This is a genomic window from Mesorhizobium sp. Cs1299R1N1, assembly GCF_037179655.1.
Classification (GTDB): Bacteria; Pseudomonadota; Alphaproteobacteria; order Rhizobiales; family Rhizobiaceae; genus Mesorhizobium; species Mesorhizobium salmacidum.
Genome location: NZ_JAPYKR010000010.1, coordinates 193,302 through 207,380, shown reverse-complemented (window position 1 = coordinate 207,380; position 14,079 = coordinate 193,302). Strand labels below are relative to the sequence as shown.

Genomic DNA, 14,079 nt, shown 5'->3' with positions numbered 1-14,079 from the left:
GCGCCAGGCTGTCCCTGGGTCGAAGACCCAAAACCCGAACCCCTCACATCGCGGTAAACCCATTGTCCACGAACAGATGCGTGCCGTTGACGAAACTGGACTCGTCGCTCGCCAGGTAAAGCGCTGCCTTCGCGACTTCCTCCGGCTCGCCGATGCGGCCCTGCTGCGCGGCCAGTGCGGCGTCCGAGACATCGACGCCGAGCCTGCCAAGGTCGGCGACCTCGCGCAGGCCGTGCGGCGTTCTGATGAAGCCGGGACAGACCGCGTTGCAACGGATGTTGCGGTCACGGAACTCCACCGCGATGGCGCGCGCGAACATGTGGCAGCCGCCCTTGGTGGTGTCGTAGAGCACTTCATTCGGCGTCGCCGCTACCGCCGAGATCGACGAGGTGCAGACGATCGATCCGCCGCCGGCGGCGATCATGCCGGGCAGCACGGCGCGTGTCATCAGGAACATCGAACGCACATTGACGGCGTGCAGCCAATCCCATTCCTGCAGCGTCGTCTCCAGGAACGGCTTTATCACGATGGTGCCGGCATGGTTGAACAGCACGGTGACGGGCCCGAGTTTTTCGGTCGCCCCTATAACCGCAGCTGCGACCTGGGCCTCATCAGAGACGTCGGCCACCCAGTGTTCGGCTATGTGTCCCCGCGCGCGTATCGCGGCCGCGGTTGCAGCGGCTGCTTCACCGTTGCGGTCGATGATCGCGACCCTGGCGCCTTCGGCGGCGAACAGTTCCGAAGCCGCGCCGCCCATTCCCGTCGCGCCGCCCGAAATGATGGCGACCTTGCCGGCCAGTCGTTCGCCCATTTTTCTGCTCCCAACGTCCTGTTGGACGATTTCATGTTGCCACCGGCAGCGATGCTATCCTTCCTGCATCGAGTGGCCAATGCAGGAAATAGGCGCAGCGGCGACAAGCACATAGGTTCATTCAAAGCGCGTGAAGCGATGCCGCCATCCATTTCCGTCGATCGCCTGGATTTGCCTCCACAGCAATTTCGTACCAATTTTCGGCGATCGATCAGAAAATAATTCTGCCCATGGCGCAAAAATAGCAATCGACAAAGTCTACAAGTTTTATAGATTAACCGGCGAGACGGAGGTCGATATGTCCTATATCCAGAACGCCCAGACCGACAGCAACGGCCAGAAGCTGGCCAATGCCCAGGGCTTTCGCCCGGCCTATGCCGGCGCTTTCGCTTATCTCGTCTTTGCCCTCGCGTTCGTGTTCACCGGGGCAGTCGTGCTGGGCCTTATTCCCTAAGGGATCGACAGGGGCTGTTGCCCCACAGCTTTCAGGCAATCGGAGTTGAATGAACCGGATCCCGGAGCGCTTTCGCGCGCCTGAGGGGCCGCATTTCACAGCATCAGTGATTCCAGAGATGGAGGAGATGACAATGCCGATAGAATTCACGCATATTCCCGGCAAGACCGCCGACGCGGCGGTTCCTTTTTTCTATGACTTCGCCGAGACCGCGACGAAACTCGGGCTGATCGAGGACAGCGGTTTCCAGAAGATCGTCGTCGACGATTCGGCCGGGCTGCTGACCAACATGGATCTTGCGTCCCAGGTGCTCAACCGCACCGCTTCGCTGGAAGTGGTGCTCACTCATTGGGCCGGGGTGATCGACCCGACGGTGGCTGCCCGCCAGCTGGCGTCCATCGACAGGGAGAGCGGCGGACGGCTGGCGCTCAGGATGATCAGCGAGCCGCTGAACGATGACGATGCCGAGACACGGCCGGTCGGCCATGGCGTCGTCTGGCAGCGCATCGATGAATATCTGGTGCTGTTGAAGCGGCTGTGGTCGAACGACCGGCCCTTCGATCACGAAGGCGCGTTCTACAGCGTCAAGGGCGGTTACGTGCCGCGCAAGGGTCCGCATGGCGCCGACCTCGTGATCCGCATGGGCGGGCAATCCGGAACGGCGCTGAAGGTGGCCGGCCGGCATGCCGATCTCTTCGAGCTGGCGCCCGGCCCGATCGACGATATCAGGCAATTGATGGAGCGGGCGCGTGGCGCCGCAGCCGAATATGGCCGTGCCGGCAAACTGCGCTTCGCGCTTCCGGTCAGGATCCACCAAGGTGTTTCCGCCGCTGGCCACAAGGCGGTCGACCTCTCCGGGCCACCGGCCCAGGTCGCGCTGTCGTTGCTTGCCTATGCGGCTCTCGGCATCGATGAGTTCATGGTCGTCGGCGTCGACACGCCACACGAGATCGCGACAGTTGGCCGGGAAACACTGGCGCTGCTGCGCAACTCCCTGGCGCGCCGGGAGGCCTGCGAATTCCAGCCTGGAGCTTATGCGCCTGGCGCAAGGTTGGAGACGCGGGCAGTGGGCTGAGACCCGTCAATCGTCTGTTGCTTCATGTCTGCCGGAAAGCCGCGACAGCCCTTCTATGACGGCGTCCGAATCGGCCAGCACGCCGAAGACGCCGTCCTCGACCGTCACCATGTGCAACGCCGCTTCATGCGCTTGCCTGTCGCCGCTGGCGCAGGCGTCGGAGATCGTCAGGCACTGGAAATTGCGGTCACAGGCTTCGCGCAACGTGGTGTGAACGCAGACATCCGTCGTGCACCCGGAAAACATCAGATGGGTGATGCCTTGCGCGCGCAGCACAAGCTCGAAATCCGTATAGGTGAAAGCGCTGTTGCAGGTTTTGTCGACGATGATGTCGCGCGGGACGACATCGATCTCCGGAACGATCTGGAACCCTGCGCCCGAGCGCAGCAGGACGTCGGTGCCGTCGAGGCCGGCGCGCTTGCGGCGCCATTTCTCGTAGGGCGTCATGTCGGCCATGTCGGCGCGGTAGCCCTGTCTGGTGTGGATGACCGTGACGCCGGCTTCGCGTGCGGCCGCGATCAGGCGGTTCACCGTCGGCAGGATCGCCCGCAGCGGCGAGGGGTCATACCCTTTCCTGGCGAAATAGCCCGATGTCGATAGGAAATCCTGTTGCAGGTCGATGACGATCAACGCAGTGTTTTCGGCAACCAGCCTGCCGTCATAGGGGTAGTCGAAAGGTATTGCCTTGATCATCCGGAACTCCTTGCTGCCGGATCAGTATAGCGAGTCCGCATCGACACAGCGACACCGGATGCCTGTCATCGTATAGCCCGGGGCGGATATCGCAGACCACCGGCGCCGTAGCGTTTCAGGGATTTTGCGGCGCATTCCCAAATTGTTGAGCATTGCAGTCATCTTTAATGTTGACTAATAAGTTCATGTTTCATAGTCAGCCGGGCAGCTTGCCTGGCGCAGCCGGGGTTGGAATGCGGCGGCCGCGCTGGAGAAATGCCATGACCGGGGGCCGCTGTGAGGACAAGGAAGAAGCTCGTGTCGAGACATGGTTTGTTGGTGGCATTTGTCGCATCGCTGATCCTGGCGGCGACCGGCGCGATGGCCCAGGAGCAACCGGCCGGCGCTGCTCCAGCAGTCGAGGCACCAGCCGCGGCGACCGAAGCGGCACAAGCTGCTCCAGCCGCACCGGCACCCGCCACGACGGCCGCACCGGCGACGCCTGCGCCCGCGCTGCCGGCGGGGGCGGCACCTGCGGGGGCGATGGAGTTGAACCTGCCGCACGACCTGTCGCCATGGGGCATGTTCATGGCCGCCGACAGCATCGTGAAGGCGGTGATGATCGGATTGGCCTTCGCGTCGCTCGTCACCTGGACGATATGGCTGGCCAAATCGCTGGAGATTTTCGGCGGCAAGCTGCGCATCCGTCGTGCCGTTCGCGCGATCGGCGATGCCGCGACGCTGAAGCAGGCGAGCCGTGCGCTCGACAGCGGTGGCGGCCCCGGCGCGCTCCTGGTGCGGGCGGCGGAGGAAGAGACCGCGCTTTCGGCCGGTGCGCTCGACCATGTCGGGGGAGACGGCCTGAAGGAACGGGTCAATTCGCGCCTGTCGCGCATCGAGGCGGCGGCGTCGCGGCGGATGTCGCGCGGCACCGGCCTGCTGGCGACGATCGGTTCCACCGCGCCTTTCGTCGGCCTGTTCGGCACCGTCTGGGGTATCATGAACGCCTTCATTGGCATTTCGCAGGCGCAGACCACCAATCTCGCCGTGGTCGCGCCAGGCATCGCCGAGGCGCTGCTGGCCACCGCGATGGGTCTGGTCGCGGCGATTCCGGCGGTGGTGATCTACAACGTCTTCGCCCGCTCCATAGCCGGCTACCGGCAGATCCTGGCCGACGCCTCGGCGGGCGTCGAACGGCTAGTCAGCCGCGACCTCGATTTCCGCTCCGTCGCATCCGCGACGGCGCTGGCGGCCGAATAGCGGAGCAAGACCATGGGCAGCCGGATCCGCCAGACCGTGGATGACGACCTCGAGGAGAGCCACGAGATCAACGTCACGCCGTTCATCGATGTCATCCTGGTGCTCCTGATCATCTTCATGGTCGCGGCGCCGCTGGCGACGGTGGATGTCAATGTCGACCTGCCCGGGTCGACCGCGACACCGGCGCCGCGGCCGGAGACCCCGCTTTTCCTGACATTGAAGGATGATCTCACTCTCTCGATCGGCAATGACACCGTGCCGCGCCCGGCTTTTGCCGCCACACTCGACAGCCGCACCAAGGGCGACAAGCAGACGCGCATCTTCCTGCGCGCCGACAAGGCGGTCGCCTATGGCGACCTGATGGAGGCGATGAACCTGCTGCGTACAGCCGGCTATCTGAAGGTCGCCCTGGTCGGCCTGGAGGCCGCTCCCGCCGGTGATGCCGCCGCACCGGTGCCTGGCGCGACGGCTGCCCCATGACATGCTCCGCCGCCTCGCCCACGATGGTCCTGTCGCGCTTCGGCTGGTGCGATCTTGGCCTGTGGGCATGTGCGGCCGTGCTGATGCTTGGGGCGCATGTCGCGGTCGCCTATGCCGTGCAGAATTTCAGTCCAGCCGACCTGCCGGATGGCGGACCGCCGCCAGCCCTGATGATCGAAATGGCGCCGATGATGGTGACGCCGGCGTTACCTGAACAGGCCGCGATGCTCGGTGCGGCCATTCCCCACCAGACCGAGCCGGTTGAAGAGACCGAAAAGGTCACCAAAGCCGAACCCGACAAGGTGATCGAGCAAGCGGAGCCTGCTTCCGAGCCGGAGACGGTGCCGCCGGACGAGCCAACGGAGATGACGAAAGTCGAACCAGTCGACCAGCCGCCGCTGGACGAGGTCGTCCCCGATATCGTCGAGACCGTCGCGCCGGAGGTTGTCGTTCCGCTGCCGCAGGCAAAGCCGACGGAGCGGCGCAAGGAAAAGGAACCGGCCGAAGCCAAGGTCAAAAGGCCTGTCGACATGCCCAAGCCAAAGCCGAAGAAGCAAAAGGCGGAACCGCCGAAGACGGCAAGTGCCGCGAGCGCCGAGATCAAGCCCGCCGCCAAGACAGCGACGCCGGCGGCCGGGATTTCGGGTGTCGGCCCAGCCAAATGGGAATCGCGGCTGACGGCGTGGATCAACCGCCACAAGCGCTACCCGAGTGCCGCGAAATCACGACGCGCGCAGGGCAATGCCAATGTGGCCTTCACCGTGGATGCCTCAGGCCGGGTGATCTCGGCGCACGTGGTCCGTTCGTCAGGCGATGCCGAACTCGACCGTGCCGCGCTCGCGGTGCTGCAGGGCGCCACCGTGCCGGCGCCGCCGTCGGAACTAGGCTCGCGCGTCAGCCGTACGGCGCCATTTGTGTTCAGTTTGCGGGACTAGCAGCCGCCCAGGAGTTGAACGGTGTCTATCGCCGGCTCATCGACTGGCAGAGCGCCTCGACCTGTTCCAGGTAGAAGCGGCATTTGGTGCGCAGGATTCTAAGGTTGGGATCGCCAGCGCCATTGATGTCGATGGTCTGCATCATGAAGTCGAAATGGACGTGAAAGGCATCCGCCGCACCCCAGAGGCTGTCGGCCTGCCAGGTATCGGCCATTGCCATGGAAATCAGCTGCCGGGCCTCGAAGCGGGCAGCATCCGGCGAGGCCGGCCGGCTGGAGATCAGGGCCTTCAGCCGGGCAAAGATGCTTTCGCCGGCGTCGGCGCTCCTGATGGTCGCGATCATGTTCATTTGCTGGTTCCCCTCAAATCTGTGCGCATGAATGTCGGTGTCGCGGGCTGCCGGCGATCAGGCCGAGGTCCGCGGCGACCTTTTCCAGCAGCGGCAGCAAGTCTTGCAGCACCGCGCTAGGCTGTCCTTGGCTGAGCGTGGTTGCCTTTCGCGTGTGCCTTGGGGTGCATAGGGTTGCCGCTGAGCTGCGCATGTCTGGCCGGCCGTGCACCGCGCAAGACATCGAAGGCCTCGGCATAGGCCATGCCGAGCAGATAGGAGATCATGGGAAAACGGCTTGCTTCGGCCATCTGCACCAGCTCATTGGTCATCGTCGCGATATATTGGAGACTATCGAGCTCTGACTGACGTAAGGAATGATTTGACACGTGCTGCTCCTGTCATCGGATGGAACTCTGGGAAGGCGTATTGGCTACATCGGACATGTTAAGTCGGCTAATTGATCGACCAAGCCGCCGAATGCGGATCAAGTTCCGGGGTTGAGAGGGTCAACGCATAGATGGGCGCGTCGGTGAGACGGTCGAGGCCCAGAAGGCGCTTGATCGCCGAATGGCTCAGCGCCGCTGTCGGGCAGGCCGACAGGCCATGCCTGGTCGCCGCGAGCATCATGTTCTGGCCGATATGGCCGGCCTCGATCAGCACGACGCGGTAGGCGTTGGCGTCCTCATATTTCCACATGGTGCGGTCGAGCCTGGCGCAAAGCAGAATGAGGCACGGCATGGCGTCAGCCCATTCCTGTCCGCCGATCAGTTCCGAAATCTTCGGCATATGGTTGGCCGAGATCCTGCCGAGGTCATGATCGGCGGCGGAATAGTGATAGACGCCGGGCTCCAGCCCTTCGACGCCGAGTGCAACCACATAGGCCTCGTAGGGGTTTCGCGCACCGCCCGAAGGGGTCATGCCGAGCGGCAGGGCGCCGACGCAGTTGCCGGTCTCGCCGGTAATGCCCATGCCCGCGAACAGGCAATCGGAGAGCTGCCGCGAGGTGATGGTGGGTGCGGCCGCGGTGCGGTTGGTGCGGCGGCGGGCCATCAGGGCCAGAAGGTCGTTGTCTGCCAGCGCGTCCGGCAGCCGGATGGCGCCCGGATCATTCCTCAGCAGCAGGTCTGGCTGCGCGACATGGCCGGCGCGTTCGATCTGCCGAGCCTCCGCTTGTTCGATGGTCATGAACTCTGAGTCCTGGACGCAGAAATGCATCAGCGCGGTCGGCAGGCCCCAACCCCATTGCCCGGAGAATTGTGTTTCCTGTTCGGCCAGCGGCGAGCCGGCGGTGACGAGGGCGGAGAAATCGAGCAGTTGCGGGACGACGGCATTCAGGTCGGCCTTCGACCAGCCGTGGGCGCGCGCGATCTCCGCGGGGGAAGCCCATTCATCCCAGGAAGCGAGGAGGCCGACCACTTCGGGGCTGCATTCGAAGACGCTTCTGGTCAGGAAGTTGCAGGCCGTGACCTTGTTGGTCCCAGGGTAGAAGACGAGCGTTTTTGAAGAGCGCATTTTCATGATGCTGTATGCCGTTCGTGGATGTGGAGCGCCGACAGGCGAATGCCCGTCGGCGCCGAACGACTTCAGCGCTTGTTGTAGTGCATGCCCTGCGAGAAGAAGGCGGTCTGCGTGCCAGCGGCAACCGTCAGCTTCGGGGCATTGTTGACTTTCTTGGCCATTTTCGTCCCTTTCCCGACCCCCCAATGGGATCTGTTGAAGGATCCCCAAAAGGGATCCGCGAGAAGAAAGGTATGGTCCGAGGAGTTAATGCTTTGTTAAAATTGTAGTAAATCAAATATGATCTAAAATATCTTTCTTGACGGCAAAGTCTAAAAAATCGATTTTACTCAGATATGGAGTAGGCAAACGCCAGCATACGCTTTTTCGGGATATTCTTGTTCTTATTTAGCGTAAGCAAGTGGCTAGCCCAGCCCATCCCGGGCGAGGCTGACGACGAGCTGATCGATACCGGGATCATCGAGCCTGATGACGTGCGCCATGCGGATCGCACGCCTGGGCGGGATATTGGACATGTCCTGCCGCATGATGACCGACACGAATGCCGGTCCGGTTTCGGTCAGAAGCATGGCCTTGCCTGTCAGCACCGGTTCGGAGATAGGCGCCCATTGCACCGAGATCAGCGACGGCTCGCCTGTCTGGCGGCGGTTGACGCCGCTGAAATAGATCCAGTTGAGACGCGAGATCGCCACGCCATAGTGATTGCCGCGCGCCCGCGCCCATGTCGAGCCGCGGCGCTCCGACCATCCGGTAACCCTGCGGAATGTGACCAATTCGGCCTCGCGACGCACGAAGGTCACCGAGCGCATCAGGAGGTCGGCGCGGGTCGGAATCGAAAAATAAGTGAAATAGGTGCCGCTCGCGATCGACGGGGCGGGGGGGCGGATCATCTGGGTGAACAGGCTTTCGGAAATCGGCGGCAGGCCGGGAGCCGAGAGCTCAGGCGTGCCGGGGTCCCGGTACAGTTCGGGTTCATCGACGCGGAAGTAGTCGCAGATCAGCTTGGCGGTGGTCTTGTTGGGAACGGTCTGCCCCTGCAGGTAACGCTCGAACTGCGTGCGGTTGATGCCCAGCTCGCGGCACACCGCGCTGACGGAAGCGTGGTCCTTGCAGAGCCGCCTGAGATTTGCAGCGAGATTCTCGCGAATGGACACTTTTTGCTTCCGCGGGCGGCTTCTTCATTTCGAGTCGGAATCCGTATAGCGCCTTCGGTCGCCCCTGCCGAAACGCCTTGTCACAACACACAGAAAAAACTGATTTGAGAACGCCAGTCTAATGGGGCTGCTTCCAAAAAAAATAGCGTCTACCGGACAGAGGCCATCGCCATAAGTCCAATTGACAACCATTTCGCCTTGGGAACGCGAAATCGCATCTGGCCATTTTTGGGGGCATTGACGCCGTGTGACGCATCGCAGGTATCGTGTGATGCTTGGGCGTTACCGCTCGGGAAAGGCGGACAATCGATTATTCCGCTGGTGGAGCTGAGGAGGATCGAACTCCTGACCTCGTCATTGCGAACGACGCGCTCTCCCAGCTGAGCTACAGCCCCGTCCAGCGGATGGCGCATTTATCGGGGGACGCGGTTTCCTGTCAAGGCGGCGCTTCATCGAAAACCCGGCCGCCGGTCGCATGGCGGAACCTGCCCTTGCCGGTTTGACGCGTAATGGCTACATGTCGGCAACAATTGGAGACCGGCATGCTCGCCCTCATTCAAACCATCGTCATGGCGCTCGATCTCTATTGGTGGGTCATCATCGCCTCGGCGATCTTTTCCTGGCTCTATGCATTCAACGTCGTCAACTCGCGCAACCAGTTCGTCGGCAGCATTGGCAACATGCTCTACCGGCTGACCGAGCCGGCGCTGCGGCCGATCCGGCGCTTCATGCCCGACCTTGGTGGCATCGACATCTCGCCGATCATCCTGCTGCTGATCCTGTTCTTCCTCAGGCAGTTCATTCTCACCACGGTGGCGCCGCTGCTGCTGGCCTGACGATCGCATGGGCGCGCCGTACCGCATTCGCGAGAACGGCATCGAGCTGTTTGTCCGGTTGACGCCAAAGTCTTCGGTGGACAGGCTCGAAAGTGTCGAGATATCGGCGGACGGACGAAGTCACGTGAAGGCGCGGGTCCGCGCCGTGCCGGAAAACGGCGCCGCCAATCAAGCGCTGGAGAAGGTGGTCGCCAAGGCGCTGGGCGTGCCGGCTTCGGCCGTTTCGGTCATTGCAGGCGGCACGGCCCGGCTCAAGACGCTGCGCATTGTTGGCGAACCGGCTGCGCTGGCAAGACGTGTCGAAGCGGTCTGCGATCAATCCTCTGCCTGAAGTTCAATCAATCGCCCAGCGGCAAACGCGGATCGTCGACCTTCAGCGTGTTCACGCTCTGCTTGATGCGGCGCAGGTTCTCCAGCACCTTCGGGCCGCGCGTCTCGGCGACCGATGTCACGATCATGTCGACGATCGCCAGCAGCGCGTAGCGCGACGATGTCGGCTTGTAGATGTTGCCGTCCTCGAGCGGCTGCAGGTGGATGACCGTGTCGGCGGCCTTGGCCAGTGCGGAGTCGGGCGCGGTGACGGCCACCGTGGCGGCGCCATATTGCTGGGCGACCTGCACCGCCTCGATGACCGAGCGGGCATAGCCGGAGACCGAGAAGGCGACCACGATGGTGTCCGGCGTGGCGACGGCGGCGTACATGCGCTGCAGTTGCCCGTCGATCTGCGCCAGAACCGGCAGGCCGAGCCTGAACAGCCGGTTCTGCATTTCGGTCGCCATCATCGAGGAAATGCCACCCGAACCGATGCACAGCACATTGCCTGACACAGCAAGGCGCGCGGCGACATCGACCAGCGTCGTCATGTCGAGATTCTCGCTGGCGCGCTGGATGGCTGTGACAGCCGCTTCGGTGATGGCCGACGCAATGCGCTGCTCGCGGGCGTCGCGGCTCAGCGGCTCCGGCGACAGATACTGGCCGCCGATGGCAATGGCCTGCGCCAGGTGGAACTTGAAGTCGCGCAGGCCCTCGCAGCCGAGATTGCGGCAAAAACGGGTCACCGTCGGCTCACTGACGCCGACGCGCGCGGCAATCTCGGAGATCGCGGCCTTCGAGGCGAAGTCGAGGTCGGACAGGACGAGGCTTGCCAGCCGGCGATCCGACTTGGTGCCGTCCTGCGACATAAGCTGCAGCCGGGTGATGATGTCGGCAGGCGTCTTCATATCCGAGTTTCCGTCGTCATCTCAGGGGCAGGCCCGTCGCCGTGTCGAACAGATGGATGTTGCCGGGATCGACGGAGACCGGCAGCAGGTCGCCTGGCCGGACCGGCAGCCGGTCGCGGAACACGGCGCGTACCGTATCAGTGCCAATGGCACCGTAGACATGGGTTTCGGAACCAGTCGGCTCGACGACGTCAACCTTGAGCGTCATGGCATCGGTGGCTTCACCGACGATGAAATGCTCGGGCCGGATGCCCGCCTCCACCGCACTGCCTGCCGGCACCGGCTTGCCGGCGAGCGCAAGCCGCCCGCCGCCGACCGACTCGAACCAGGTTTTCTCGGGCGTCGTCTTGAGAGCCCCGGACACAAAACTCATCGACGGCGAGCCGAGGAAGCCGGCGACGAACTTGTTGGCCGGCCGGTCATAGAGCTCCAGCGGCGCCCCGACCTGCTGGATCCTGCCGCGGTCCATCACCACGATGCGGTCGGCCATGGTCATGGCCTCGATCTGGTCGTGGGTGACGTAGACGATGGTCGATTTCAGCCGTTGGTGCAGCGCCTTGATCTCGGTGCGCATCTGCACGCGCAACTGTGCGTCGAGATTGCTGAGCGGCTCGTCGAACAGGAACACCGAGGGTTCGCGCACGATGGCGCGCCCCATGGCGACGCGCTGGCGTTGGCCGCCTGAGAGCTGGCGGGGGTACCGGTCGAGATAGGAGAACAGGTTGAGGACGCCGGACGCCTTCTTGACCTTCTGGTCGATGGCGGTGCGGTTCTCGCCCCGGATTTTCGGGCCGAAGCCGATATTGTCCGAGGCCTTCAGGTGCGGAAACAGCGCATAGGACTGGAACACCATGGCGATGTTGCGCTGCTGCGGCGGCAGGTCGTTGGCGCGCGTGCCGCCGATCAGGAGATCGCCGGAATTGATGGTCTCCAAGCCTGCCAGCATGCGCAGCAAGGTCGATTTGCCGCAGCCAGACGGGCCGACCAGCACCACGAACTCGCCGCTCTTGATGTCGAGGCTGATGTCCTCGAGGATCTTGTGCTGGCCAAAGGATTTCGACAGGTTGCGAAACTCGACGTCGGTCATGGTCACGCTCCCAATATGTCGTCGATGAACGGCAAGCAGCCGGCGGTCAATCCCGCATCCACGGGCATCACCACGCCTGTTACGCCCGAGGCCCGGTCGGAAGCAAGGAAAGCCACCGCTTCGGCGACTTCCGAGGCGTTGACGATGCGGCCGAGCGGATAGAGCCGCTGCAGCTTGCCCAAGATCTCAGGGTCCTTGGCAAGGCGATGGTCCCAGGCGGCGGTGCGGATCGATCCGGGGCAAACCACATTGGCGCGCACGCCGCGGCGGCCGAGCTCGACGGCGATCGATTTGGCATAGGCGTTGATGCCGGCCTTTGCGGCGGCATAGGCGGGGTTGCCGAAATGCGCGATGGCGTTGACGGAGGAAATGAAGACGACGCTGCCCGAACCGCGCGCGGCCATCGCCTTGGCAATGGGATCGGCGAACATCATCACGCCGGTCAGGTTGAGGTCGAGCTCATGCTCGATCCTGTCCGCCGTCAGCGCATCAAGCGTCTCGGCGCGGGTCCAGCCGGCATTGTTGATCAGGATGTCGGGGACGCCGTCCTTTTCTAGCACGGCGGCGATCGCGGCTTCGATGGAGGCCCGGTCGAGAAGGTCGAAGACATGGCGCGAGGCAAGGTGCGGGCTCGCCAGCGCCTCTTGCGACTGGTCGCAGCCGACCACCCGCGCGCCCCTGTCGGCCAGCAGTGCGACGATCGCCGAGCCAAGGCCGCCACCGGCGCCGGTGACTACGACGGTCCTGCCTTCGAATTCGGCTCTCGAAACCACGGCGCTTGCTCCTCCCGCAGGGTCAGGCAGATGCCGGGAGGCTAAAGAACACGATGTAATTAAGCAACATATTAATCCGCTTGCATGCGGCGAATTCATCGATAATGTAGGAAAGTCACATAAATCTTGTGTCAGCACCGGCACAAGGAGCGCGAATGCGCGAACAAATGGGAGAGATCGGATGAACCTTGCAAAATGGACTGCCGGCCTGATGGCCGGAATGGGCATGCTGGCCTTCGCGGCGCAGGCAGAGGCCGGCGAAGTGCGGGTTACCGTCGCTGAGTACAGCGCCAAGACCGGCCCCTATTTCGAGCAGGTCAAGAAGGAGTTCGAGGCGAAGAACCCCGGCATCACGGTCAAGTTCGAGGTGGTGCCGTGGGATGTGCTCTTGCAGAAGCTGACCACCGACATCACCGCCGGCACCAATGCGGATCTCTCCATCATAGGCACGCGCTGGCTGATCGATTTCGTCCAGCAGGATGTCGCCGAGCCGCTCGACAGCTATATCACGCCCGAATTCAAGGGCCGCTTCATCGACACCTTCCTGTCGCCCTCGATCATGGGCGGCAAGACCTACGGCCTGCCGATCGCCGCTTCGGCGCGCGCCATGTATTACAACAAGGAGCTGTTCGAGAAGGCCGGCATCGCCAAGCCGCCGGCAAGCTGGACCGAACTGCAGGAGGATGCGCGCAAGATCAAGGCGCAGGGTGCCTTCGGTTTCGGCCTGCAGGGCAAGGAGATCGAGACCGACGTCTATTACTATTACGCGATGTGGTCGCAGGGCACCGAGATCCTCAACAAGGACGGCACGTCGGGCCTCGGCACGCCGGGCGCGCTCGAAGCCGCCAAGCTCTACAAGTCGATGATCGACGAGGGGCTGACCGAGCCCGGCGTCACCTCCAACAACCGCGAGGACGTGCAGAACCTGTTCAAGCAGGGCAAGGTCGGCATGATGATCACGGCGCCCTTCCTGTCCAACCAGATCAAGGAGGAGGCGCCGAGCCTCAAATACGGCGTGGCCGCCATTCCGGCCGGTCCGACCGGCGCGCGCGGCACCTATGGCGTCACCGACTCCATGATCATGTTCAAGAACTCCAAGAACAAGGACGAGGCCTGGAAGCTGATGGACTTCCTGTTCACCACGGAGCAGCGCGCCAAGTTCACGCAAGGCGAAGGCTTCCTGCCGGTGAACAAGGAAGAGGCCAAGATGGATTATTACGTCAACAACGCCGATCTCGCCGCCTTCACCGCCCTGCTTCCGGATGCCCGTTTCGCGCCGGTCATCCCGGGCTGGGAAGAAGTTGCCCAGATCACCTCGGATGCCATGCAGAAGATCTATCTCGGCGGCGATCCCGAGGCAGGCTTGAAGGACGCCGCGGCCAAGGCCAATGCGGTGCTGAAGAAATAGGGCGTATCTCCCTGCGCCCGTGGCGCGCCCCCGACTCAGGCGGGGCGCGCCACGCCTTGATTTCC

Annotated in this window: 17 protein-coding genes and 1 tRNA gene; 8 read left to right on the top strand and 10 right to left on the bottom strand. The window is 63.2% G+C overall.

Annotated elements, in window-relative coordinates; all coding sequences use genetic code 11:
• Nucleotides 1–43 precede the first annotated feature (43 nt).
• A complete protein-coding gene (locus O7A70_RS22680) occupies nucleotides 44–811 on the bottom strand; it encodes an SDR family NAD(P)-dependent oxidoreductase (RefSeq protein ID WP_337142429.1) in 768 nt (255 codons plus the stop codon).
• Between the two features lie 298 nt (nucleotides 812–1,109).
• Here O7A70_RS22680 and O7A70_RS22675 point away from each other — a divergent pair, with 298 nt between their 5' ends.
• A complete protein-coding gene (locus O7A70_RS22675) occupies nucleotides 1,110–1,265 on the top strand; it encodes a hypothetical protein (protein ID WP_140510795.1) in 156 nt (51 codons plus the stop codon).
• Between the two features lie 133 nt (nucleotides 1,266–1,398).
• On the top strand, nucleotides 1,399–2,340 hold the full coding sequence (locus O7A70_RS22670; protein WP_337142428.1) for an LLM class flavin-dependent oxidoreductase: 942 nt from the start codon (nucleotides 1,399–1,401) through the stop codon (nucleotides 2,338–2,340).
• A 6-nt stretch (nucleotides 2,341–2,346) separates the two neighbouring features.
• On the opposite strand, the gene O7A70_RS22665 is transcribed toward O7A70_RS22670, so the two are convergent.
• Entirely contained in the window at nucleotides 2,347–3,033 is a 687-nt protein-coding gene (locus O7A70_RS22665) for a cysteine hydrolase family protein (RefSeq protein ID WP_337142427.1), read from the bottom strand.
• 297 nt (nucleotides 3,034–3,330) lie between these two features.
• Here O7A70_RS22665 and exbB point away from each other — a divergent pair, with 297 nt between their 5' ends.
• From exbB to O7A70_RS22650, 3 genes are read left to right on the top strand one after another with little or no spacing between them, the layout of a single operon-like run.
• On the top strand, nucleotides 3,331–4,272 hold the full coding sequence (exbB, locus tag O7A70_RS22660; RefSeq protein ID WP_337142426.1) for a tonB-system energizer ExbB: 942 nt from the start codon (nucleotides 3,331–3,333) through the stop codon (nucleotides 4,270–4,272).
• A 12-nt stretch (nucleotides 4,273–4,284) separates the two neighbouring features.
• Nucleotides 4,285–4,752, top strand: coding sequence for a TonB system transport protein ExbD (gene exbD, locus O7A70_RS22655; RefSeq protein ID WP_337142425.1), 468 nt, complete (start codon nucleotides 4,285–4,287; stop codon nucleotides 4,750–4,752).
• Nucleotides 4,749–5,687, top strand: coding sequence for an energy transducer TonB family protein (locus O7A70_RS22650; RefSeq protein WP_337142424.1), 939 nt, complete (start codon nucleotides 4,749–4,751; stop codon nucleotides 5,685–5,687). Before exbD ends, O7A70_RS22650 begins: the two co-directional genes overlap by 4 nt.
• A 25-nt stretch (nucleotides 5,688–5,712) precedes the next feature.
• Here O7A70_RS22650 and O7A70_RS22645 read toward each other — a convergent pair whose 3' ends face one another.
• The 5 genes from O7A70_RS22645 to O7A70_RS22625 form a co-directional block, all read right to left on the bottom strand.
• On the bottom strand, nucleotides 5,713–6,036 hold the full coding sequence (locus O7A70_RS22645; RefSeq protein WP_337142423.1) for a hypothetical protein: 324 nt from the start codon (nucleotides 6,034–6,036) through the stop codon (nucleotides 5,713–5,715).
• Nucleotides 6,037–6,152: 116 nt separating this feature from the next.
• Complete coding sequence (locus O7A70_RS22640; RefSeq protein WP_140510785.1) at nucleotides 6,153–6,404, bottom strand: hypothetical protein; 252 nt, start codon at nucleotides 6,402–6,404, stop codon at nucleotides 6,153–6,155.
• Between the two features lie 67 nt (nucleotides 6,405–6,471).
• The gene (locus tag O7A70_RS22635) at nucleotides 6,472–7,530 is read right to left on the bottom strand and encodes a SagB/ThcOx family dehydrogenase (RefSeq protein WP_337142422.1); all 1,059 of its coding nucleotides are present in this window, start codon (nucleotides 7,528–7,530) and stop codon (nucleotides 6,472–6,474) included.
• A 410-nt stretch (nucleotides 7,531–7,940) separates the two neighbouring features.
• Nucleotides 7,941–8,690 carry a helix-turn-helix transcriptional regulator gene (locus O7A70_RS22630; RefSeq protein WP_337105570.1) on the bottom strand — a complete coding sequence of 250 codons (750 nt, stop codon included), beginning with the start codon at nucleotides 8,688–8,690 and terminating at the stop codon, nucleotides 7,941–7,943.
• 319 nt (nucleotides 8,691–9,009) lie between these two features.
• Nucleotides 9,010–9,085 (bottom strand) — tRNA-Ala (locus tag O7A70_RS22625).
• 147 nt (nucleotides 9,086–9,232) lie between these two features.
• Between O7A70_RS22625 and O7A70_RS22620 the strand changes: the two genes are divergently transcribed.
• Together O7A70_RS22620 and O7A70_RS22615 are read left to right on the top strand one after the other, a co-directional pair.
• The gene (locus tag O7A70_RS22620) at nucleotides 9,233–9,526 is read left to right on the top strand and encodes a YggT family protein (protein ID WP_015315112.1); all 294 of its coding nucleotides are present in this window, start codon (nucleotides 9,233–9,235) and stop codon (nucleotides 9,524–9,526) included.
• 7 nt (nucleotides 9,527–9,533) lie between these two features.
• Nucleotides 9,534–9,857 (top strand): DUF167 family protein, encoded by a 324-nt coding sequence (locus tag O7A70_RS22615; RefSeq protein WP_337142421.1) that lies wholly within the window; start codon nucleotides 9,534–9,536, stop codon nucleotides 9,855–9,857.
• Nucleotides 9,858–9,864: 7 nt separating this feature from the next.
• On the opposite strand, the gene O7A70_RS22610 is transcribed toward O7A70_RS22615, so the two are convergent.
• The 3 genes from O7A70_RS22610 to O7A70_RS22600 are packed head-to-tail and all read right to left on the bottom strand — an operon-like array spanning nucleotide 9,865 to nucleotide 12,606.
• The gene (locus O7A70_RS22610) at nucleotides 9,865–10,746 is read right to left on the bottom strand and encodes a MurR/RpiR family transcriptional regulator (protein ID WP_337142420.1); all 882 of its coding nucleotides are present in this window, start codon (nucleotides 10,744–10,746) and stop codon (nucleotides 9,865–9,867) included.
• Between the two features lie 16 nt (nucleotides 10,747–10,762).
• Complete coding sequence (locus O7A70_RS22605) at nucleotides 10,763–11,833, bottom strand: ABC transporter ATP-binding protein (RefSeq protein ID WP_337142419.1); 1,071 nt, start codon at nucleotides 11,831–11,833, stop codon at nucleotides 10,763–10,765.
• A gap of 2 nt (nucleotides 11,834–11,835) precedes the next feature.
• Entirely contained in the window at nucleotides 11,836–12,606 is a 771-nt protein-coding gene (locus O7A70_RS22600; RefSeq protein WP_337105573.1) for an SDR family NAD(P)-dependent oxidoreductase, read from the bottom strand.
• 181 nt (nucleotides 12,607–12,787) lie between these two features.
• Here O7A70_RS22600 and O7A70_RS22595 point away from each other — a divergent pair, with 181 nt between their 5' ends.
• Complete coding sequence (locus tag O7A70_RS22595; RefSeq protein WP_337142418.1) at nucleotides 12,788–14,014, top strand: ABC transporter substrate-binding protein; 1,227 nt, start codon at nucleotides 12,788–12,790, stop codon at nucleotides 14,012–14,014.
• Nucleotides 14,015–14,079 lie beyond the last annotated feature (65 nt).

Bases quoted from the DNA above. Each gene is read 5' to 3' on its own strand.
- O7A70_RS22680 (WP_337142429.1), bottom strand. From the start codon at position 811: ATGGGCGAACGACTGGCCGGCAAGGTCGCCATCATTTCGGGCGGCGCG.
- O7A70_RS22675 (WP_140510795.1), top strand. From the start codon at position 1,110: ATGTCCTATATCCAGAACGCCCAGACCGACAGCAACGGCCAGAAGCTG.
- O7A70_RS22670 (WP_337142428.1), top strand. From the start codon at position 1,399: ATGCCGATAGAATTCACGCATATTCCCGGCAAGACCGCCGACGCGGCG.
- O7A70_RS22665 (WP_337142427.1), bottom strand. From the start codon at position 3,033: ATGATCAAGGCAATACCTTTCGACTACCCCTATGACGGCAGGCTGGTT.
- exbD (WP_337142425.1), top strand. From the start codon at position 4,285: ATGGGCAGCCGGATCCGCCAGACCGTGGATGACGACCTCGAGGAGAGC.
- O7A70_RS22650 (WP_337142424.1), top strand. From the start codon at position 4,749: ATGACATGCTCCGCCGCCTCGCCCACGATGGTCCTGTCGCGCTTCGGC.
- O7A70_RS22645 (WP_337142423.1), bottom strand. From the start codon at position 6,036: ATGAACATGATCGCGACCATCAGGAGCGCCGACGCCGGCGAAAGCATC.
- O7A70_RS22635 (WP_337142422.1), bottom strand. From the start codon at position 7,530: ATGCGCTCTTCAAAAACGCTCGTCTTCTACCCTGGGACCAACAAGGTC.
- O7A70_RS22620 (WP_015315112.1), top strand. From the start codon at position 9,233: ATGCTCGCCCTCATTCAAACCATCGTCATGGCGCTCGATCTCTATTGG.
- O7A70_RS22615 (WP_337142421.1), top strand. From the start codon at position 9,534: ATGGGCGCGCCGTACCGCATTCGCGAGAACGGCATCGAGCTGTTTGTC.
- O7A70_RS22610 (WP_337142420.1), bottom strand. From the start codon at position 10,746: ATGAAGACGCCTGCCGACATCATCACCCGGCTGCAGCTTATGTCGCAG.
- O7A70_RS22605 (WP_337142419.1), bottom strand. From the start codon at position 11,833: ATGACCGACGTCGAGTTTCGCAACCTGTCGAAATCCTTTGGCCAGCAC.
- O7A70_RS22595 (WP_337142418.1), top strand. From the start codon at position 12,788: ATGAACCTTGCAAAATGGACTGCCGGCCTGATGGCCGGAATGGGCATG.